Annotated in this window: 10 protein-coding genes; 5 read left to right on the top strand and 5 right to left on the bottom strand. The window is 38.4% G+C overall.

Going from position 1 to position 22,521, the window contains the following annotated elements; translation table 11 throughout:
* Positions 1-3 precede the first annotated feature (3 nt).
* Both FB551_RS10605 and glsA read right to left on the bottom strand, forming a co-directional pair.
* Positions 4-7,026 (bottom strand): type I polyketide synthase, encoded by a 7,023-nt coding sequence (locus tag FB551_RS10605; RefSeq protein ID WP_142017346.1) that lies wholly within the window; start codon positions 7,024-7,026, stop codon positions 4-6.
* A 932-nt stretch (positions 7,027-7,958) separates the two neighbouring features.
* Positions 7,959-8,972 carry a glutaminase A gene (glsA, locus tag FB551_RS10600; protein WP_047433821.1) on the bottom strand — a complete coding sequence of 338 codons (1,014 nt, stop codon included), beginning with the start codon at positions 8,970-8,972 and terminating at the stop codon, positions 7,959-7,961.
* 532 nt (positions 8,973-9,504) lie between these two features.
* On the opposite strand from glsA, the gene FB551_RS10595 reads away from it, so the two are divergent.
* The 3 genes from FB551_RS10595 (at position 9,505) to FB551_RS10585 (ending at position 16,905) form a co-directional block, all read left to right on the top strand.
* Positions 9,505-14,373, top strand: coding sequence for a PKD domain-containing protein (locus tag FB551_RS10595; RefSeq protein ID WP_142017344.1), 4,869 nt, complete (start codon positions 9,505-9,507; stop codon positions 14,371-14,373).
* 71 nt (positions 14,374-14,444) lie between these two features.
* Positions 14,445-16,310 carry a T9SS type A sorting domain-containing protein gene (locus FB551_RS10590; protein WP_142017342.1) on the top strand — a complete coding sequence of 622 codons (1,866 nt, stop codon included), beginning with the start codon at positions 14,445-14,447 and terminating at the stop codon, positions 16,308-16,310.
* A gap of 148 nt (positions 16,311-16,458) precedes the next feature.
* Positions 16,459-16,905, top strand: coding sequence for a YybH family protein (locus FB551_RS10585; RefSeq protein WP_226798671.1), 447 nt, complete (start codon positions 16,459-16,461; stop codon positions 16,903-16,905).
* On the opposite strand, the gene FB551_RS10580 is transcribed toward FB551_RS10585, so the two are convergent.
* Positions 16,902-17,720, bottom strand: a complete 819-nt coding sequence (locus tag FB551_RS10580; RefSeq protein WP_142017338.1) for a helix-turn-helix transcriptional regulator — start codon at positions 17,718-17,720, stop codon at positions 16,902-16,904. The two genes, FB551_RS10585 and FB551_RS10580, sit on opposite strands and share 4 nt — an antisense overlap.
* 193 nt (positions 17,721-17,913) lie before the next feature.
* On the opposite strand from FB551_RS10580, the gene FB551_RS10575 reads away from it, so the two are divergent.
* Both FB551_RS10575 and FB551_RS10570 read left to right on the top strand, forming a co-directional pair.
* Positions 17,914-18,612, top strand: a complete 699-nt coding sequence (locus FB551_RS10575; protein ID WP_142017335.1) for a DUF1826 domain-containing protein — start codon at positions 17,914-17,916, stop codon at positions 18,610-18,612.
* A gap of 240 nt (positions 18,613-18,852) precedes the next feature.
* Positions 18,853-19,443 carry a DUF4840 domain-containing protein gene (locus FB551_RS10570; protein ID WP_142017333.1) on the top strand — a complete coding sequence of 197 codons (591 nt, stop codon included), beginning with the start codon at positions 18,853-18,855 and terminating at the stop codon, positions 19,441-19,443.
* 66 nt (positions 19,444-19,509) lie between these two features.
* Here the strand turns inward: FB551_RS10570 and FB551_RS10565 are convergent, their stop codons facing one another.
* Both FB551_RS10565 and FB551_RS10560 read right to left on the bottom strand, forming a co-directional pair.
* Positions 19,510-20,769, bottom strand: a complete 1,260-nt coding sequence (locus FB551_RS10565; protein WP_142017331.1) for a hypothetical protein — start codon at positions 20,767-20,769, stop codon at positions 19,510-19,512.
* 790 nt (positions 20,770-21,559) lie between these two features.
* Complete coding sequence (locus FB551_RS10560; RefSeq protein ID WP_142017329.1) at positions 21,560-22,483, bottom strand: hypothetical protein; 924 nt, start codon at positions 22,481-22,483, stop codon at positions 21,560-21,562.
* Positions 22,484-22,521: the final 38 nt, after the last annotated feature.

Here is a 22,521-nt window from a genome sequence, read left to right as displayed (position 1 = left end):
GTTTTACCAATTATTTCCTGACATGATCAGCACCTGGCTTTCTGTTCCGTACTTAATCTCGTTAAGGAAGATTTCTTTCCCTTCATCCAATGGAATCATGGAAATTCCTCTGCGTTCATATTCTGATTCAAGGGTGGAAGAAACCATTCCGGCTCCTTTCCATGGGCCCCAGTTGATTGAGATTACTTTTCCTTTTAATCTTTTATTTAAAGCATTTGCGTAATCATCCAGTACACTGTTGGCAGCCGCATAATCTGTCTGACCTTTGTTACCGTATACAGAAGCAATACTTGAGAATAATACTACAAACTGGCAGTCTGTACGAAGCTGCTCCGCCAATACACGAAGTGGTTTCACTTTAGTATCAAATACACGTCCGAAAGAGCTTGTCGTCTTTTGTTTGAATAATTTATCTTCTAAAAGACCTGCTCCGTGGATTACTCCGTCAAGACGGTCATATTTTTCATAGATATTGCTGATCAGGTTACTTAAACCTTCTTCGTCACAAAGATCCAGTGATTGGTAAATGATGATATTTCCAAGTTCTTCCATGTCACGGATCGTACGAAGAATCTGATTGTTTTTGAAAATCTTTGTCGTCTCTTTTTCTATTTCTGCCGGAGAAGTGAATTGTCCGGATTTAATTAAGAAACTTCTGATCTCTTCTTTGGTTTTCATGCCTTGAAAGTCTTTAGCAGAAAGTTCATTTCTTGGGTCCGCTGATCTTCCTACCAGAATATAAGTACAAGGATAGGCCTGAGACATATGTTTTACCAACTCGGCAGTAATTCCCTGTGCGCCTCCAAGTACCAGTACCACAGATTTCTGATCTAACTGGATATGGGCTTCATGTAAGCTCGTTGATAATGGGGAAGGGATGATGTCTACCTTATGCCTCTGATCATTTTTATAAATAACTTCAGCAGGTTTATCGTTGGTAAGGATTTCTTTCAACGTGATTTCAGCAATCTGATCTACTTCCTGAGGGGTGCTCAGGCTGATGAGTCTGCAGGTTGTATTGTCAAATTCTCTGGCTAAACTTTTGAAAAGCCCCGGATATCCCTGATGGTGACGTAATATGCTTGCATCTGTAATTTCCTGAATATGAGCTGGAATATCTGAGATCAGGTATACCCATTTTGCTTTATCAAAATCCAGTTTTTTGATCAGATCTACGTGATCAATAATACTTGGTTTATCGGTTGCTGAGAACAGGTCCAGCATAATTAATCCGTCAATGTCTGAAAGATCTTTTTCTGTATCTACTATTTCTACGATAGCTCCATGTTTTTCCAGAGCATCTTTGATCGCAGAAGTTTGTTTGTTGTCATCCTGTGTAATGGCAAAACGTTTTCCCTGTAATACGTCTGTATTTTGTACTAAAGAAGCATCAGTAGGAGTGATGTCAAAACGAAGACGTGAAAGTACATTCTGAGCTGGCTCTGCGGTGTTGGTTTCTTTTGTTTCCTGAGTAGCTTCGCTGGTTTCACCATTCATTTCGCTGATCCAGCTTGCCAGACCACGGAGGGTTTTAATGGCCGCCAGTTTTTCCATGACATCATCCGCTTGCTCAAGGTTTTGACCAAATCCGATCTTAGTTTTAAGATCACCGATGATTTCCATACGTTTAATAGAGTCGATACTCAAATCTGCTTCCAGATCAAAATCCAGACCCAGCATTTCTTTTGGATATCCTGTTTTTTCACTTACAATATTCAGAATAGCATTTTGAAGATCTTCAAGAGAGAATGCCGTTTGAACTTGTGGTGTTGAAGCTGTTGATTCAGCTGCAGATCCGTTTTTTTCAGCAGCAGTTGTTTCAGCTCCTGAGAATTCAGTAAGCCACGAAACAAGACCGCTTAAGGTTTTTATTCCTGCTAACTGTTCCATAACGGTATCTTCGCTGGTATTCCCGTTACCCAGACTTCCCAGTTCGTTACGAAGTGTTCCGATGATTTCAACTCTTTTAATAGAATCAATACTTAAGTCAGCTTCCAGGTCCATTTCCATACCCAGCATTTCCTGAGGATATCCTGTTTTGTCACTTACCACCTTCAGTAATAAGGATTTGATATCTCTTGAAGGAGCTTGTTTTACAGCTGTAACGGCTACCGGTCTTTCCTGCTGAACAGGCTGAACCGGAATAGTAGATATTGGCTGTTGAACCGGAGCCTGTACTGGTGAATTGTATACAGGAGCAGGGAACGCCTGAGGATTCTGTCCCATAAAGGAAAGCATCACATCGCGTTGTGCCTGTATCATTAATTTCATGCTGTTTAAATATTCCTGCAGCATACGTTCAGCAGTAGACTGAGCTTCAGTTGCAGAGGTCTGTGGTTGATGAGTAAAATTGTTCATGGGAATAGGGTTTATAAGTGGTAAAGCACCATTGGATGGCAGATTACCATGAGTTGGGTGGGCGGTCTGCCCGTTAACACGCCAGATGGCAGGGCTTTTCTTGTAAAGCTCAGGTTGGTTAAGATCAATAACCTTAACGCTGCGGCCATCAAAAAGTTTATCAATACTAAAGCTTCGGCCAGTTCCTAAATATTGTGCCAGCATACAAAGCAGGTGGCTGAATTTATTACGGCTGTTGTCTTCAACATATAAGGTCAGCTGATCTTTTTCAAGACAGGATTTGGTAAGCCCGGTAAGAACTTTTCCTGGTCCTACTTCGATGAATATTCTTGCGCCGTCGTTATACATTGCCTGAAGCTGTTCTACAAATCTTACAGGCTGTACCAGATGGTCAGTAAGTCTTTCTTTTATTTCTGACGGATTCGCGGGATATACTTCTGCTGTGGTATTGGACCAAACAGGAATCTGCATTTCCCCGAAAGGAACATTTTTCAATACTTCAGCATATAAATCCCTGGATTTTGCTAATAACGGGCTGTGGAACGCACAGGCAACTTCAAGCTTTTTAGCAGAAATACCTTCCTGTTTAAGAACTTCCAGCAATTTATTGATCGCTTCTGTACTTCCGGCAATGACACATTGTGTAGGAGCATTAAAGTTCACCGGATAGCATCCTTCTACTTTAGCAATGATCGGTTGTAAACGTTCTGCTGTAACACTTGCTGCCAGCATTGAACCCGGATCTCCACCTTCTACAGAATCTAAGATAGACTGCGCTCTCTGAACACTTAAGTCAACCAGCATATCTTCTCCAAATACACCTGCAAAACATAATGCGGGAATTTCACCATAACTGTGACCTGCCAGCATATCAGGAATAATACCTAATGATTCCAGGAATTTAGCCAATGCAAGGTCTACAATTCCTAAAAGCGGTTGTGCTAAACGGGTATCTTTAATGGTTTCTTTTTGTTGTTTTAAATCAGCTTCGTTAAAAGTCTTAGATGGGAAAACTACTTTTTCAAGTTCAGGATACTCGTCAATAATCTTACGCATAGCCGGGAAAACTACAAATAAGTCACGGGCCATATTGATTCTCTGGCTGCCTTGTCCAGGGAAAGTGAAGGCTACTTTACCTTCTTTTTTATTCACGGTAAACGTATCTTTTGTCTCAATCCCCAGCAATACCAGCTCAAGCTTCATCATCAGGTCTTCAGCAGTATCTGCAACAATACTGTACTGGATTGGCTTTTCTGAACTGATACTTAAACTGTAAGCGATATCTTTTAATGGAATCCCATCGTTAATTTCTAATAAAGCTTTTACCTGGCTTGATTGTCCTTTGGCTTCTTCATAAGTGTCTCCACGGAAAACAAATAGTTCTGATGGCCATGACTGCATGGCGATTGAGTTATCCTCCTTAGGATGGTTGGCAATTACTGTATGGAAGTTTGTTCCCCCAAATCCGAAAGCACTGATCCCTGCATAACGGTTTTTCTCCGCCCATAATCCACTTTCTGCATGGAAGGCAAATGGACTGGTTTCTGCGTTATAATAAGCATTCGGCTGCTGAAGGTGAAGAGTAGGTGGCTTTACACCATGATAAACTGCAAGGGAAGCCTTGATCAATCCTGCTAATCCTGCCGCACATTTTGTATGTCCGATCTGGGTTTTCACAGAACCTAAATGAGTCTGCCCAGGCAATGCCCCAGAACGGCTGAATAAATTAGTCAATGCACTTAGTTCGGTTTTGTCACCTACTACAGTTCCTGTACCGTGAGCTTCTACTAAACCTACAGAAGCAGCACTGATACCAGCCTGGGAATAAGCACGTTCTAATGCTCTTACCTGGCCTATCTGTCTTGGAGCAGTCAATCCCAGTGCTTTACCGTCACTGGATCCGCCAACTCCTTTGATTACGGAATAAATACGGTCACCATCACGTACAGCGTCCTCATATCTTTTTAAAACAAGGATCGCAATACCTTCTCCAAGGGCGATGCCGTCTGCCTCACTATCAAAAGTAGCACATCTTCCTTTTCTGGAAAGGGCGTGAGTACTGGAGAACATCAGGTAATCATTGATTCCGTTGTGTAAATCTGCTCCTCCTGCAAGAACCATATCAGATTTTCCTAATACAAGTTCCTGACAAGCCAGATCAATAGCGGCTAATGACGAAGCGCAAGCTGCATCTACGGTAAAGTTTCTGCCGCCAAGATCCAGTCGGTTCGTAATCCTACCTGCGATCACGTTGGCAAGAATTCCCGGAAATGAGTCTTCTGTGGTATGTGGGAAGGCTTCTTTTACTTCTTCATGAAGTTCTCCGAAAACCTGCTTATAATATCCTCTGAAACTATAGCTGTTGGCAAGGTCATTACCTCCTTCAGCACCTATAATGACAGAAATGTTTTCTCTGTTGATATGTTTTTCACCATATCCCGCATCTTCCATTGCACGCTTGGCAACCAATAAAGTTAATAGCTGTGTAGGTTCAATGGCAGCAAGTGATTGTGGCGGAATTCCGAATGCCAATGGATCGAAATCAATTTTAGGAATAAATCCTCCCCATTTGGAATGGGAGACATCAGATTCGTTGGAATCTGGTTTATAATAAAGGTCTTTATTCCATCTTTCGTCCGGTACTTCGGTAACGCTGTCTTTTCCTAAAATGATATTTCTCCAGTATTCATCCAGGTTTTTAGCTCCCGGGAAAATACATTCCATTCCTACGATAGCAATATCCAATGGCTTTTCTGTAGAAACCGGTTCTTCCGGTAACGCTGCATCCTGAATATGCTCGTAGTTGTCTACAACACTTTGGTGAAGTGCTGATAATGAGATCACACGATTCTGCATCGTAGCAACCTGTCCTATCATATACATTCCTAAATCCAGTTGATCATCTTTAGGAATATTGACCAATTTATCACCCTGACGTTCTATCCCTTTAGCCGCGATACGTAAACGGCCTACATTTAATTTTTCAAGTTGTTCCCACACCTGTTTTTTATCCATTCCTGCAGCAAGAAGCTTTGCTTTTTCTGTATTGAAATGGTTGGCGAATGCTGTATTTAAACAGCGGGTTTCATGTCCTGGCGCTGTTTCCAGTAAAACTGTATCTTTCGCCTGCATAGCCTGCGCCTGAAATTCTTCCTGAATAGCTCCCGTTTGTACAGCTTCATGAGTATACAGATAAGCTGTACCCATCAATACCCCGATTTTCACTCCCCTTGCAGCTAATGGTGCAGCCATAATGGATACAAACGCCGTTGAAAATGCGTTATGAATTCCGCCTGCAAAAAAAACACTGATGTTTTCAGGATGATCTTCTTTTAATATACGTTCAATCTGTTTTTCCCAAAGAACAGTGCTGGACAAAGGTCCTACATGGCCTCCGCATTCACGTCCTTCAAAAATGAAGTTTTTCGCTCCCTCTTTCAGAAAAATATCCAGAAGGGCAGGGGAAGGAACATGCAGGAATGATTTTATTCCGGCTTTTTCAAATACTTTAGCCTGAGCTGGTCTTCCTCCGGCTATCAAAACTACCGGTGGCTTTGCTTCTAATATATATGAGGTTTGTTCATCTCTTAATTCCTGTGGAGCAAATCCTAAAATTCCTACTCCCCATGTTTTTTCACCAGCCAGCTTTTTGGTGTCCATTACCAGTGATTTTGCAGATTCTCCTTTCAATAAGGATAAGGCAACAAAAGGTAAGGCTCCGGCATCTGCTACCGCATTGGCAAATGAAGGTACATCACTCACGCGGGTCATTGGACCTTGAGCAATAGGGTAACTCAACCCTAACTCCTGAGCTAAAGAGTTGTTTTTATCAATTACTTTAAGTGCTTTTGCCTGCTTCAGGTGGCCATACATAGCTTCTTTGAAACCGAAAATCAGTTTTTTCAGAGTTTTGAAATCTTCATACAGGTCTGTTGCCAGCGAAATGTCTTGTCCCATAGGGATATAACATGTGCTAAGGTCGAAACCTGCAAAATATTGTTTAAGGTCTTCTGCTGTTACATTTTCAGGTAAAGCAGGAGAGTTGGGTCTTACCAATACACGATGGTTAGCAATCACTTTAGTTTCTGTACCATTCAGTTTTGAGCAGACTTCTTTCAGATCCTGAGGGACCGAACTTTCCGGGAACAGAGCCAACTGGCTGTCCAGTACAACTCCTGTTGCTCCCAATGCTTTAGATGCCGCTGCAGTATGGAGACCTATTCCTCCCTGTACCCACACCGGAATGTTCTGAATTTCTTTGATCACACGCTGGAATAATACAAACGTGGATTCATAGCCTACTAATCCACCGGCTTCATTTCCTTTGATAATAATTCCCTGCGCTCCCGATTGTTCAGCCTGTCTGGCCTCTTCCAAACTGGTTACCTGATAAATAACAGGTACGTTATGGGGCTTAGGCATTCCAAACGGAAGGATCGCAAATCTTACTTTTTCCGGAATTTGAAGAGTGGTGAAATTGTCATTAGAAAAATAAATACCATACGATGGTACGTCTATCTGATCAAGTTGTTGTAACGCTTCCTGGGCTTTCGTTAGCTCATTTCCTAAACTTAATACGGGTAGTGCGCCTGCCTGATGCAGTCGGGATATAAGGTTAACGTCCGGCTTTTCAAAAGGCGTCAGTCCAATAATGGTTAATTTTTTCATGGCGTGTTAATTGAATGGTTGAATGATAACAGAGTGTCATAACAACTTGCTTTGCCCGATAATAAGGCAATTGCTTATCATTATGATGTAATAAAATTGGTTTTTGTTATATCGTTAACGAATGGATTCGTTTTATAGTAATTATTCAATAATCTATTAGTTGGAAACAGATAGTATGATGTAAGATCGGAGTCCGTCTTTTCAAAAGGCATCAGCCTGATTTTGGTCAAGTTTTTCATAGCATTTACGGTATTGGGATAGTTAATGATATTTCATAACAAAACATCAATATCAATGGGATTAGCAGTGATATTTTGTTATGATGGAATAAAAATAATAAAACTTAAATATATCTTTAATCATAAACGAAATTTGATAACTATTTTTTAATACAAAAAGATTAATTATTCAAATTTTATTAAAGTATATTTATTGTTCCATTATTCTTAGAAACGTGACGATACAATCTTAGTAATTTTAACTATAAATATTTATAGTTAAAAAAATGTTAAGCAAATATAGGAATAAAAAATAAAATATTTCAAAAACAAGAGATTTGTTTTGAGTAATATTACAAAAAGATAATATAGAGTGAATATGGTACAAAAGTGTAAGAATCTCCTTTATCAATCTGATAAAATGATAAGACGAAGATAATTAAAATTAATCAATATATTGTGATTTAATTTGAATTATTTATGAATTTTTTATATCTTTTTGATAAATAAACAGATACGTAATTTTAAGAATAATTAATATATCTTTCCGAAATTCATAAAAAAAACAGTAAGTGTCTGATGTACTTACTGTTTTGTAGGTGTTGATTGCTATATTTTTTTTTGACTGATAAGCTATTTGTATGCTGTGTAGAAGTAGTGAAATTTCTTCCCGTTGAAGAAAGAATTACGATGGAGGATTCGTTCTTTTAAAAGTTAAAAAATACTTAATCCATATTGTTTTGCCAGATCCAAGATCATATGATACCCAGCCAGAGAATTACCATGTTGATCTAAAGCAGGACTGAATACCCCGATTCCTATTTTCCCCGGAACGCTTACTGTAATTCCGCCACCAACACCGGATTTGCTCGGCAGACCAACGGTTCTGGAATATTCACCGCTGAACTCATACATTCCGGCAGTCAGCATCTGTGATTCTACTAATTTGGCCATGTCTGCGTTTTTATAAGTGGTATCGCCGTCAAATCTTACGCAGTGGTTGGCAAAGAAGTATCCTATTTTTGCAAGGTCTTCGGCTGTAATTTCAATAGAGCATTGCTTGAAATAGTTGTCTAGTTGGTCTTCAGTTCCTGAAATCAGTCCGCTGTTTTTCATAATGTAAAACATACCACGGTTGCGGTGTCCTGTTGATTTTTCGGATTCATACACTGATTTATTATAGTCAATTGAAGAATTTTTGGTAATATATCTTACCATATCCAGTATTTTAAGGAACGGTTTTTCGCCGTCTCCGGAGATGAGCGATGTGGTAAGAATTGCTCCTGCATTCATCATTGGATTCAGTGGCTTTCCGGTAGTTTCAAGGTTTGAAAAGTGGTTGAAAGGTTTGTCTGATCCGAAATACCCCATTTTGTCGAAAATGTGAGTTTCTCCTTTTTCGCTTACCGCTACCATTAATGATATGATTTTGGAAATGCTTTGCATGGTAAATTTTTTACTTACATCACCTGTATTGAATACTTTTCCATTGTTGTCAACCACTGAAAAAGCTATTGCCTTAGCATCCATTTTTCCCAGTTCAGGAATGTAATCGGCTACTTTTCCCTGAGTGTAATAAGCTCTGTTTTTTTCCAGAATGGTATTTAAAGTTTTTTCTGAAAGGGTTGAAATATCTGCTGCCTTCTGTGCATAAACGATTGTGTTTAAAGAAAGAAAAGCTGCGGTACAGATTCCTTTGGCAGAAAATAAAAAGCGGTTGTTTTTCATATAGAAGATGTTCAAATATAATGTTTATGATAAGCCTTGAAAAACAAAGATAAAGTATTTTAGTCTTGTCGGCAATTCTCATGATATTCCCGGTGGATATCGATACAGGTCTGAGTAGACAATGTTCCCGGGGGGAAGATTGAATTGTTGAAATACATAGGATTTTTTTTAAAATAAGAAATGGATAAAAAAGCTTGTTGTTTTATCAGTTTTAATTATGATTAATTTTAATACAAATTTAAATTATTTAGTAAAAAATAAACTAAATGTGATTTAGGTTATTGATTTCGGGATTTATTAATTGAAAATTCAGCATTTTATTTGGCTGAAATTAGCTTGTTACGCCAAAATTTAGCGATAGACATAGGTTTCTTAAATAAGTAATGGGATAGTGAAATAACATATAAGCATGAATTTGTCTATATTGTTGGAATTCAGGTGTGAAATAATGTTATTTTTTCACGATTAAATGATTTTTGTATTATTATTTTTATTAATTTGACAAAAAATTAATAACACTTTTTTAATAACTATGAAAAACAACACCTATTTTGGTAGGCAGCACATCTTCAGATGGCTCCTGCTATGTTGGCTTTTGGTACCCTGGGTACTGCAAGCACAAGCTCGAATTACATGGACCGCTCAGGTCGGATGCCAGGAATTCCGTGGCGAAAAAGATGGTCAGATCCCTGACAACGGAATCGCCTATTCCTACATCAATTCATCCCAATGTCTCCGTGTCTGTGAGCAGTCAACTGTAAAGTATGAGATTCAGGGACCGAATGTTTCCAATGTACAATGGACGGTTTCAGGAGGTACGGCAGCTATTTCCGGACCCGCGAATACCGTAGCCAATGTAAGTTGGGGAGCGGCAGGTAACGGATCTTTACAGGCTGTCATCACCTACAACGATGGAACGGTAGAAACCCAGACGATCTGTATTGAAAAGATCAACAGGCCGATTGCTAAATTTGAAATGTTAAATCTGAGTGATACTGTATGTAGAAATACAACGATCTATTTTGATAACCTTTCTGAACAGAACGGCGGGTCGGATATCATTAATTATTTCTGGGACTTTGGTGATGGTACTACTTCCACCGCTTTTGAGCCTTCCCATCTGTATGCCAATCCCGGAAATTATACAATCACTCTTACGGTAACCAACAAGTGTGGCTGCCAGGATAAAATTAAAAGACAAATCAAAGTCTTAAAAGCAGATCCTGTACAGATCAACTGTGCTTCCGTAGTATGTGAAGGCAGTACTGAAAAATATAACGTACAGGATGGATGCAACAAAGGACAATGGAAAGTTATTGGAGGATCAATTGTCAATAATAACGGTAACGAAATCGAAGTTGTCTGGGATCAGGTTGATCCGCTTGACGGCTTTGGATATGTAATGTATATGTCAGAATGTGCTTGTCCTGAGTGGACAACCATTAAAATTCCTGTAGTTTTAAAAAATGCAAAAATCAAAGGACAGGCAGTGATATGTACTGGAAGACAGTATACCTATACAATTCCTCAGTGGCCTACAACTAAAGTTAACTGGAATGTTTCAGGTCCTGCGGGAGGTCTCCTGACGAATACTCAACAGAGAAATGAAATTGTTTTCTCTGCAAATCAGCCAGGTACTTATCATCTTACAGCAAATTATTTTAATACTTTACTGGGATGTGAAGGACAGGCTTCTATAGATATTGTAGTAGAGGCACCTGTGCTGGTAAGTGGCGGTGTGGATGAAATCTGCGCGGGAACAAGCCAGGGGTTTACAGCGGTTCCTAATGTACCGGTGATCTGGAAAGTGACAACGGGGACATCTACTTATACTTCTCCACCTATGACAGGAATATTCAACTACAACTTTGCAACAGCAGGAACGTATACCGTGACGGCTACCAAGCAAGGTGGAGGTTGTGAAAGTAATGGAAGAATTATTAAGGTATTACCAATTCCACAGGCACCTAACGGAACAATTTCCGGAGAAACAAAAGTATGTCCTGGAAAACCGTATGTGTATACCATCAGTTCAGTAGATCCTGGAATGGTGCCGGTTTGGAGTGTTACCAACGGAACGATTCAGGGAAGTAATGCAGGACAATCTGTTACGGTGATATTTAATGCAGGTGCAACATCATATACCGTGTCTGCACAGAACAAATCGATCAGCAGTGCAGCATGTCTTTCAGCTCCAAAATCGTTTAATGTAACGAAATTAGACCTTAATACTATTGTTATTAATGCTAATTCAGGGCCTTTCTGCCCGAGCAGTACTCAAACATTCAGTGCTAATCTGAATGGTATTGTTCCGGATTTTATGGAATGGTCGTTTGCAAGTTCCAATTTCGGAAGTGTAGTGGGAGGACAGGGTACAGCTAATATTACGGTAAACTTCAACGAGATTTCTTCAACAGATACTACTGATCTGATGCTGAAAATCGTAAAATGTGGAGTGACGAAAATCATTACTATGCCGGTATCTTTAATAAAACTTCCGGTAGTAAGCTTTACCAATGTTGGTGGAATCTGTTTGGGATCAAATCTTACTTTTACAGTGAATCAGGGAACAATTACTTCTGCAACAAGCGTAACTTTCACCTTTGTTGGCGGAACGTTTACTACAGCGTTTAATCCGTCTGGGGTTTACAGCTTCCCAAATAACGGGTATATCCAGAATAATTCAGGGAACAATGTTTCCCAGACCGTTACCGTAACTTATACAGGTACTAATGGATGTAATTATAAGCCTACCGCAAGTGCTAACTTTATTGTATATCCTGAAACTATTATTACGATTTCTCCGGTATATAATATTGCCGTTTGTGACCCTGCCACGATGACACCGTATACTATTACGGCCAACAGTTCTACAGGGCTTACAAATATCCTGTCTTGGCAATGGTATAAAAATAATAGTATCATACCAGGAGCAACTACAAACTCATATACCATCTCAGGAGCAGGTGCTTTTGGAACTTACAGAGTACAGGCTGTAGATATTAACGGTTGTGTGGTTTCTTCACAGAACATTAATGTTACTCAGTCTTGTCCGAGCAGTGGAAGTTGTACAGCGAATCCTCAGATTAACTTCGTTCCGGCATGGTCTGCTTGTAACACAATTACTGTTTCAGGCTTAACGTACAATGGAACTCCGGATGAGATCCAATGGTTATCTGATACTGTACTTACCTTAGTTTCCGGTCAGGGAACGGCTTCACCGGTATATCAGACTAATCTTGCAGGCGCACATATTGTTTTTGTACGTCTTAGATATGGTTCATGCTGGTACAGCAAAGGAGTAGAAGTGAGAAAGAATTATGAGCCTAAATTCAATATCAGTACGGTGTGCAGCGGAAACGGTTACAGTGTAACGCTTTTCAATACCTCTACCATATTTGAAATCAATCCGGCGGCTATTACCTATACATTTACTTCGCCGGGACAGCCTACTCAAACAGGACAATCGGCTACTTATAATCTTGCGCCAGGTACATATACCTTTACCATGACGGTATCTTCACCGGGGAAACCAACATGTACCACTACGCAGACTATTACATTAGCTCCGGTTCCTGATACCAGCTTCCTGGTTCCTGCCTGGTTATGTGCACGTTCGCCTATTACGTTTAGTCCAATAAACTATGTTTCAGGAAATACATATACCTGGATCTTTGACGGTACTTCCTATATTACGACAGGACCAGATGCTACAATAACTTATAACACTGCAGGAACAAAAACAATTCAGCTGAAAATTAAAACTCCAATGGGATGTGAATATACTTCTGCTGTAATTGGTGTTAATGTGAAAGAAGCGACTCTGGATGGTGATATGGCGCCTCCTGCTCTGGTAGCTTGTATAGGAAGTGCTCCTAATATCGTATTTACCAGTACGCTTGGATCTCCTTCCCAGTATATCTGGATGAATGGTTCTCAGGCTGTACTTGGAGCACCAAACTCTCCGGTATTCACCCCGACACAATCTGGTAACTACTGGCCGGTGCTGGTATCATCAGACGGATGCAGAACAAGTATTATGAGTACTAAAGCAATACCTGTAACGCTTAAAAACCCTCCTTATGTTAATATAGCGGGAACAGCTAACATCTGTGAAGGATCTTCGGCAGTACTTACCGGTATTGTAACAGATAATACATTGGAATATCAATGGAAAAAAGGAAATTCGGTAATTGTACCATGGGCTTCTGCTCCTTATCCGATTGCCCTTAGCACAGGACCACTGACCGCAGGTACTTATGTGTATACGCTGGAAGTAAGAACTCCGGGTACATCAGGATGTACAAGCAGTAAAAGCTTTACCGTTACTGTCAATAGCCCACCGGCACCAGTTTCGGTAACTTATAATATGGCAAGCTGTCAGCCTTATCGTGTTGTGTTAACAGCATCCGGGCCGTCTGCAGGAGTGTACAACTGGAGCAACGGAATGACAGGTCAGTCTATCACAGTATACGAAGGTGGTGCTTATCAGGTTATTTACACAGCGCCAAGCGGATGTAAAGTTGTAGGTAACGTACAGGTACCTTTAAGTCTTGAAAGCCTGATGTGGGTATTCCCAACAGGATGTTATGACGAATGTCTCAGAAAGAATTATGTTTTAGGACCAAAAGGAGTATTTGATCACCATGACTGGCAGCTGTTCGGAAACAGTATCCAGAGTGGAAACAATGATTATATCTATCCTTTATATATTGGTGCTGCAGGAACGTATCAGTTGCAGATTAATCACCTGGGATGTCAGTTTACTTCCGGAACCATGAATTACTATCCGGGTAAAGAATGCGGATACGAAACAGAATGTAAACTGGAGGCAAGTATCAAAGACATGAAATGGGTTGGAGATCACTATAACGTGTATGGTGTTATCTTCAATGGCGGAAGCCAACCGATAAGTCTTACTGTTTCAAGTCTTAATGGATTTGGAATTTATCTTCCTTCTATCATCACGATTCCTGCAGGCGGAATATATGATATGAACGCTAATCCATTGGCATTCTATCCAAACTCAGGCTTCCAGGGTACTGATGAGATTTTATTCTCCAATGAAACATGTAAGTTTACTACCAAAGCGGTAGATCCTAACTGGATGGGTATGAAAAATGCAGGAAGAAGTGTGGTGGCAACGTCAGTTTATTCTCTGAAAATGATCCCAAATCCTGCAAAGGAAAAAGTGAAAATCTCGTATCATACGGGCAATGAAAAATTACTGGCAAAACAGGTTACGGTTTTTGATGCCATGGGCAATGTCAAATTCCGTAAGGAACTGAAAGCGGCTTCCGGAGAGGTAGACGTGGAGGTTACCAGCTGGATGCAAGGTGTTTATATTGTTATCGTACAAACGGGAGACACTTCATTACAAGGAAAACTAATTAAAAATTAGTAGCTTATTAAGCAGTGTTCTCTTCGGAGAGCACTGTTTTTTTATAGTATGTGATAATTAAATGAATTTTTATGATACAATTTAAAAACAAACTTTGGGGACTGCTTCTGATATTACCAGGATTATCTTTTAGCCAGACTTATCAATGGCAATGGGGAAAACAGGCAGGAGGATTAACAGGTTCTGCCGATCCGGGCTTTCATTATGTCTTTGATGAATCCATAAGGGATATTGTAGTAGACAACAACAATAACACTTATTATCTTGCAACGATGCGTGAACAGGGACAAAACCTGAACGGTACTTCTGTAACCAATTACGGACTGAGTGATCTCTTTCTGTTCTCTGCTGATTGTGCAGGAAATATAAGATGGACCAGACCCATTGGGGGTTCGGGAGACGGAGAAAATGCATGGCATATTAAAGTAGATAATAACGGAGGATTATATGTGATGGCAACCATTTATAACAATTCATATGTAGGAGATCCTAATGCGGTTCCTGTACATTTTGATGATACCCATACACAGCCTCTGTACACTTATTATGATCAGACAATAGAACCTGCCCACAAAGCAGCTTTTCTGTTAAAATATAATACTTCAGACGGTACACTGGCATGGAGCAAAGCTTTACAGGGAGATGTCAATTATTTCTCCCGCATGTGTGATGTTCAGATGATGTATATGGATTCTTCCAAAAATATTCATGCTGTAATGGGATTCAGAGCAGGAACACATTTAAATGGATTAATTACAGTGCCTTCAACCTTTACTTCAACGTACCAGTATTATGCAGTTAAGTTCAATTACGATAATGGAAATATGACCCCTGCTGCGCCTTTACTTCTTCCTATCACGGGAAATGGAATCAATATTGTGGGAAGAGAGGGAAAAGTGAATTTGGTATATGATGAAAGTTTAAACCGTTATTACATTGCAGGGAAAAGAATGGATCCCGGATTCAGTAATCTGGTTGATCTTTTTTATAATAATGTTCCTTTTACGAAAGCTGCTTATGTATTTGCTTTTGACGGTACTACCGGAGCTGAGGTCTGGAGAAAAGAACTCAATAATGGTACAACAAGTACTGATGACGAAATTCATTCTATTATCAAAGATCCGGTGACTTCTGATATTTATATTTCAGGACGTTATTATAACGGAATAACGGTGCCTGCCACTTTTGGAAACTATACTTTTCCTTTGAGGAGTTATGTGGAAGCTGTTCCCTTTGTGATGAAGATGAATGCTTCGGGTACGGTACAATGGGCAAAAACTCCGGAAGCAATGTCCGGTCTTCAGTTTGGCTATCGTTTTACCAAAGGAACAATTGCCATTAATGGAAATGAAATAGCATTTGCTAAAGGAAGCTGGTCAGACGTCTGGGGCAGCTATGCAATGGTACGTCCGGATGGAGACAGGTCAGACCCTTTATTGGTGAGACTTAATAAAGATACAGGAGATGTTTTGGGAACGGGAGAGATTCGCAGTAACTTTTATGTTATCGATGAATTTACGGCGGTTGCTGCAGATAATGACGGCAACTATGTAGTGGGAGGTTTTTTTCATGATCAGCTATTTACAGATGCCAATGATAATGTCAATACAATGGCTGTTAATGTAGCAGGAGGAAAATCTCAGTCTTTTTTTACAAAATTTGCTAAATCAGCGTGCAGCCAGATGTCAGTAGAAGAAACTGCTGTTCAGGCGGGAATGCAGCTATATCCTAATCCGGTTCAGGATGTTTTAACGATCAGGAGCAAAGAGCCGTTGGTTTCGTATGAAATCTTTGGAGCAGCCGGACAACTGGTAAAACAGGGGACTTTGAGTATGATGCAGGAACAGATCGTATTATCCTCCCTTCAGACAGGAGTATATTACATTAAACTTCAAACAAAATCTTCAACAGTAACTGAAAAAATACTAAAGAAGTAAAAAAAACAAAACTGAAAATTAATAACCTTATATATAAAACGGTGTTTTCCAGGAGAAGACACCGTTTTTTATTGAAAAATATCAGTTTGTTCGCAATTTTACAATTTTTGGGTTTGAGGAATGTTTTGCTTTGTATAAAAATTTTACAATGAAAAAAATACTTATTTTAAGCTTATTATTACTCCTAACTTCATGGTCTGATGCCCAAAATAAAGATCTTAAGCCGGTAAGGGAGATTATAGAAGCCAGTAATGCAATCTATGCGGAGCTTGCCAATAAAAATGACGGTTCTATTCTTAGCAGATATACCGATGATGCATGTCTTTTTCCACCCAATGCTGTCCCATTATGCGGAAAAGAGCAAATACTTGATTTCTTTAAAAACGGCCCGGAAGTACGTGTTAAGTTTATGATTCAAAATCTGTATGGAGATGGCAGAACCTCAGTAACAGAAGAAAGTTATTATGAGATGACAGATTTAAAGGGAGAAAAACTGGATGACGGAAAAGTGATCGTCATCTGGAAGAATACAAAAGATGGCTGGAAGATGCACCGGGACATGTTCAGTAGCAATCATCCTGCAAAATCAAACTAAAAGCCAATATTGACAGCCTGTTGGAGATCAGCATCGTTTTTGATCAGCGAGTGTCTGGATGCTGAAGGAGTAATGCCGGTAAATTTTTTAAACTCTTTGATAAAATGAGCCTGATCATAGTATCCGCAGTGGTAAGCTATTGTTGTGAGTGATTCCGGGGTGTTGAGAACCATTGGCAGACTTTTGTTAAATCTTGTTACTGAAGCAAAAGAAGAAGGGCTTATTCCCATATGCGTAAGGTAAAGTTTTTGAATATATCTTTCCGATAGCCCTGAGCTTTGAGCTATAACAGACAAATTCAATACATTCTGATTCATGAAAAGCTGTTGATTAAGAGCGTGGAGGATGGTCGCTTTTTTAAGATGAGATTCATTTTTCTTCAGCTTTTGAAGAAAATGCTCTTCTAAAACGGTTATTTTTGAACAAAGATCCCCGGTATCCATGATGCGGTCATACAAATTTCTGTTTTCATTCCCCGTTACATCATACATATCAGTGGCATAGTTCGTGAATTCTGAAAGAGGGTCGGAAAAAAATAAAGTGGCGGCATGCGGAAATATCCTTGCTATAAGTACCGAAGTTCCTTTCGCTGCACTAAGCCGGGTGGGAAGTGTGAGATGTCCCAATAATTCTATATCCGGAGTGTTTTTTTGTTCGCCATTGATAATAGTAGCAGCAAAACCACCGGAAATATTGATAATGAGATCTATATATCCACTCGGATAAAATACCTCATCTCTGAGATCCTTATCAATGGTAACAACGGTGTAACTTTTTATATAAGGTGCAAGGCTGGCGGATGGTGAAATCTGCATAACGGTTAATTTAATTAATTCGTTGATAATTACCTTGTTCTAAGTTAAGAATAAATACAATGTCAAGAGAAAAGATCAACAGGAAATTAAATTTCAGTAGCAGAACTTATAAGAATTCTTATAGTGAAGGTTTTGAAAGACCTATTCCGTATTTTTGTACAGAATTAAACAGCCAAACTGTTTATTCCAATATATGAGCAATATGTTTTCTGACCATCATCAGGTAGGTATGGTTTCTTCTTTTTCTGAACTTGTAAATACCCGTTTTCAAGGAGTTATGAATGCCATTTGCTGGCACAGGAATGTAGTGGGAGACTTTAAAGAAATTGTCACAAAGCTTTTGCTGAAAGATAATATTACAGAAGTTTCCAGTGAAGATCTTTTAGCATTGGAATTGTCAGAAGAGGGGAGTATGGCGAGAGAAATTATTTTAAATGACCTGCAATTACTGACAGATTTCGGGGCATCTCCGGTTCTTAACCTGCTTAAATGTTATGAGCGTGACGAAGAGCTCGGTTTTATTTCAACAGATGTGTACTCCTATCATGTTGACCGTTCACCTGTCGGGACAGATACTTTTTTATGTACTTATCACGGGACAGCAAGTGATATTATACCCAATGATCAGGTGGAACAGAAAATTTTAATTCCTGAAATCCGGGAACAGCTCAGAAAATTACACGACGGTCCTGAAGAAGAATTTGAAGACTTCCTGAAAGAGTATTTCTTTGATCTTCATTATCAGCCAAAGCCCGATGCAGAGCCTGTCAATTTAGGAGTTGGCCATCTTTGGCGTATTGCAGTAGATCATCCTGATCAGGAGGTTTTACCTTGTGTTCACAGAGCGCCTGTGGAAAATGATGGCGAGTATAGACTGCTGCTGATCTGTTAACTGATCTGTTATATTTTGAACGATACAAAAATCCAATATCAGAAAGATGTTGGATTTTTTTTATGAATAATTATGAAGTAATGCTTTTAATTGTTTTAAATATTAAAAAATAACAGGCAGTAAATCAATTGATTGAATTTATTTTTTAAAATCCCAAGCAAGGATATGGAATTTCTGTATTTATATAGATGAGTACTCAGTAAAATATTTTTCAATCAAAATAATAAATTCAAAATCAAAATGAAAAAATTCAATCATGTAAAATTGATATCAATGCTTGTGATCTTACTGGCTATTCCTTTTGCTCTGGCAAGCTGCAGTAATGATGATGATGCTCCAAAACCTAATCCTGTGACCATCAGTTTCGATGATCTCAACGGTGAATACACAGGAAAAGCAGGGGTATCCCAGGGAACTGTGAACGGAGAAACGGCGGTTGCTTTTTCGGCCAAGAAAAACCTGATTTCCTATTCGGAATTTCCAATGAAAGAGATTGTTTACTCTGTAATTTCTGATCCTGCGAAAGCCAATCAGGCCTTAACAGCCATCGGGAAAATAAAATATGACCTGGATTATACGGCAGTTTTATATCAGTATAAAAAGGAAATAGAACTTAATCTTCTTCCCAAAGAATTAACGGTTCAGGTTCCTGTGGATGGAGTAAGCAAGAAAGTGGTCATAACGTTTACAGCTTCCAAAAAAGGACTGTTTACCAAGCAGAACACGCAAAATATGAATTTTGAACTGCTTGCAAGTAAAATAACTGTTGATGGAACGGCTGTCAATCCTTTCAATCCTATAAAATATAATTTTCAAATGCTGAAGAAATAGGTGCAGTAAGGAATATTCTACAGATGCACTTACACAAGTGCATCTGTTTTTATTTTACCTTCTCAGTTACCATTTTATTTTTATTTTGGGAACGACTTTTTTAATTTCTTTGGCGACATTAGTTCCTGCTTTTCCCAGCTCATTACTAATGTTTCTGACCACTTTTACTGCTTCGTGATTTTTGCCGGGGCCATATTGTAAATCATGAACGGTCGTATTCCATGTTTTGACAATATCGTTAGTAGGGCCAAACTGATTTTTTAAAGCCTCTCCAATCTGATTTAATCCTTTAACGATCGTATTGTTTTTTCCAAAACATCCATTGTCACCACCTACACCGTTTGTTAAACATTTGCTTAATTCACGATAGGTGAGCTGGCCTCCCGCACATCCTGCAAATGCATAAGGCTGACCTCCCGTGCTTACAGCGCACTCAACAGCAATCTGGGCTTCCGTATTCAGATTAAGTTTGCTTGCGCCATAACACACGGCAGTTCCCATGAAAGATATTTCACCGCTGCTGGCCTGATCTTTAAAGCAGGAAACTAATTGCTTGAGTTCAGGATCGTTTACTTTATCAGCGAAACAAAGGGGATACATTTCGTAATTGCCGCCATATTCTTTATAGCATTTCAACATATCCTGGGTAATTTGCTTTTCTTTAGAACCGCCTAATATACTCAGCATACAAAGACTTTGCTCCTCCATGGTTGCTGAGTTTTTAGCACATTTATAAATTTCAAGCTCTTTTTTACCCGCCATATTCGTTACCATGCAGTCCCCGAATTTCATCTGATTTAATGATCCGTCAAAATTCAGAGAATTCTTATAACAGTCTACGGCATTTTGTTCACTGGTCATCATGACATCTCCATAAGGTTTTTGCTCATCAATAATCTGGGTGGGTAAAGGTCTCAATCCGTCAGCGGTTTCAATTCCTATCTGATTATCATACGTAGGTTTTGGCAGATTCATAACTGGCGGCGGAGGAACAGGAATATTGGAATAACCAACGACGCGATATCCATATCGGTAATCCAGCTCTATAATATTTTTATTAAAATCCAGAAAAAAAGCCTTTTGGTAAGGAACGGCAGACGGTAAGCGTAAATAATTAATTCCGGTCTGATCATATACGGCCTGGCCGGCATTTCCCGGATTTCCATCCTGAACAATCACCCCTGTGTTGTACATCGTAAAAGACTGACCATAAGTAGTCAAAAACATCTGCCCAATAGGATAAACCTGCGCAAACAGGAAGGAACAGAAACTCAAAAGTGAAATCAGTACACTTAAAATTGATAGTTTTTTAATAATTGCGTCCATGGTACCTATTTTTTGATAAAGTTACCGTGTAGACTATTATCGGGAAATTACCCTTTTTCGCTATTTTTGAAGTCTGCTATGCAAAGCCTCCTGATTTTGGAGATCGGATGTTTCAGGAAAGCAGCAGATGGGCTGGGGCTGGATGCAGATATTACTTTCCCTAATCCTTGCTCATATTAATTTTTAATACTCAATTTTATGAATACAATTTTACAGATAATACTTCTTACCATTATATTTTCAAATTCAATATTTTTAATGTTGGAAAAAAATATATCGTCCTTTAAAATATTTAAATTAAGTTGGCTTATTGCATTAATAGATATTTTAGTAATCCTGGTCTTTTTTGAACTAAGGCAATCTATGATCCTTTATATTACCTTTACATCAATTATTGTTGTATTTACTTTAGGGCTAAGAAGTTTTGTAAATAGTTATAGTACTAATACGTTGCAAAATCATGATAATAAAAAACGACTTGTCAATTTCTTCGCCTATTTTTTACTCTTCTTTTTAGTCATGCTTACAATTGGTGTTATGAAAAATCTTTTATTTGATTCTCCTTTGGAATAATTGGTTTAAAATTATAGAATGTATGTTCCAAATTTTGGAAACTTTGCACAGGACACTTCAATACACAGAAAACAACCTTAAAAAAGGCTGTTTTATATTTTGAATTTGAAATTCTTGAAAGATAATGATGGAAACTGAAGTTACTTCCCAATACAGAAAGTAGACTACTTCCTGTTTATGCAGCTTTACAGAAAAGTAGTAGCATGATTAGTAAACACTATATTAATCCAATTTTTTCACAAGCTTCCAATAATGACAGCTTCATGAAATTTTCGTTTGAATAATAATTATTATCTAGTTTTGTTTTATAGCTATCATATGTGTCACCAAATTCATCAGTTGCAATTCTGACTTCTTCAAACCAATTAAAACCATCACCAACATATATACTTTTATGTCTCTCTTGTATTCCAAAGATACTTTCCCAAGATTCTATTTCATCTTCATTTCCTATCAGTGTGTTATTCAATGTGACTTCACTAGGAGTAATTATTTCTAGATTTAAATTTGATATGCTTACCTCAAAGCTTATTTTACCATAATTTAAAAAAGGATAAAAGACTTTTTTTTGCACTCCCAATTTAAGAATATCCACAGGATTTTTTCTTGACTTGTATGAAGAATTACAAGTATGACACATTGGAAATAAATTCATAAAGTGAATACTAATAAAAGGATATTGTTCTTTTGGCAAAAAATGATCATACGCTTCCTTTTTTGTATTATATTCATTTAACATTCTTGCCGAACCACAAAACGGACATCTTCTTGATTTTAAAACATTTGCTGTAGAAAATTCAGTATAATGACTTTGAATAGTTCCAAATAAATCAATAAATGGTTTTAATTTTAATACTTCAGTGTAAAGATATGTACAGAATATGTAAAGATAATTTGCTAAATCTTTATCAACATTTTTTATATCAGAATATAGTAGAGGTTTAATATTCCCTTCACAAATACCTTTAACATCTAAATTACTGTGTAGAGCTTTTTTTAATAGTTTTAAATCTGATAGATTAAGCTTTTTCTGGCATATTTTATAAGCACTATTTAAAGGAGATTTTATATATTTTTCATTTACATTAATTAATGCCTTATATTTTGTAATAACTAAATGCTCGTCAAATTCTTCTGGCATTCCAGTCTTCTTTGATTTACAAAGAACTTCTAAGACAA

This window comes from Chryseobacterium aquifrigidense, from assembly GCF_006716485.1.
GTDB classification, from domain to species: Bacteria; Bacteroidota; Bacteroidia; order Flavobacteriales; family Weeksellaceae; genus Chryseobacterium; species Chryseobacterium vietnamense.
The sequence above is the reverse complement of the archived record's forward strand: the minus strand, read 5'-3'. Positions and strand labels throughout refer to the sequence as shown.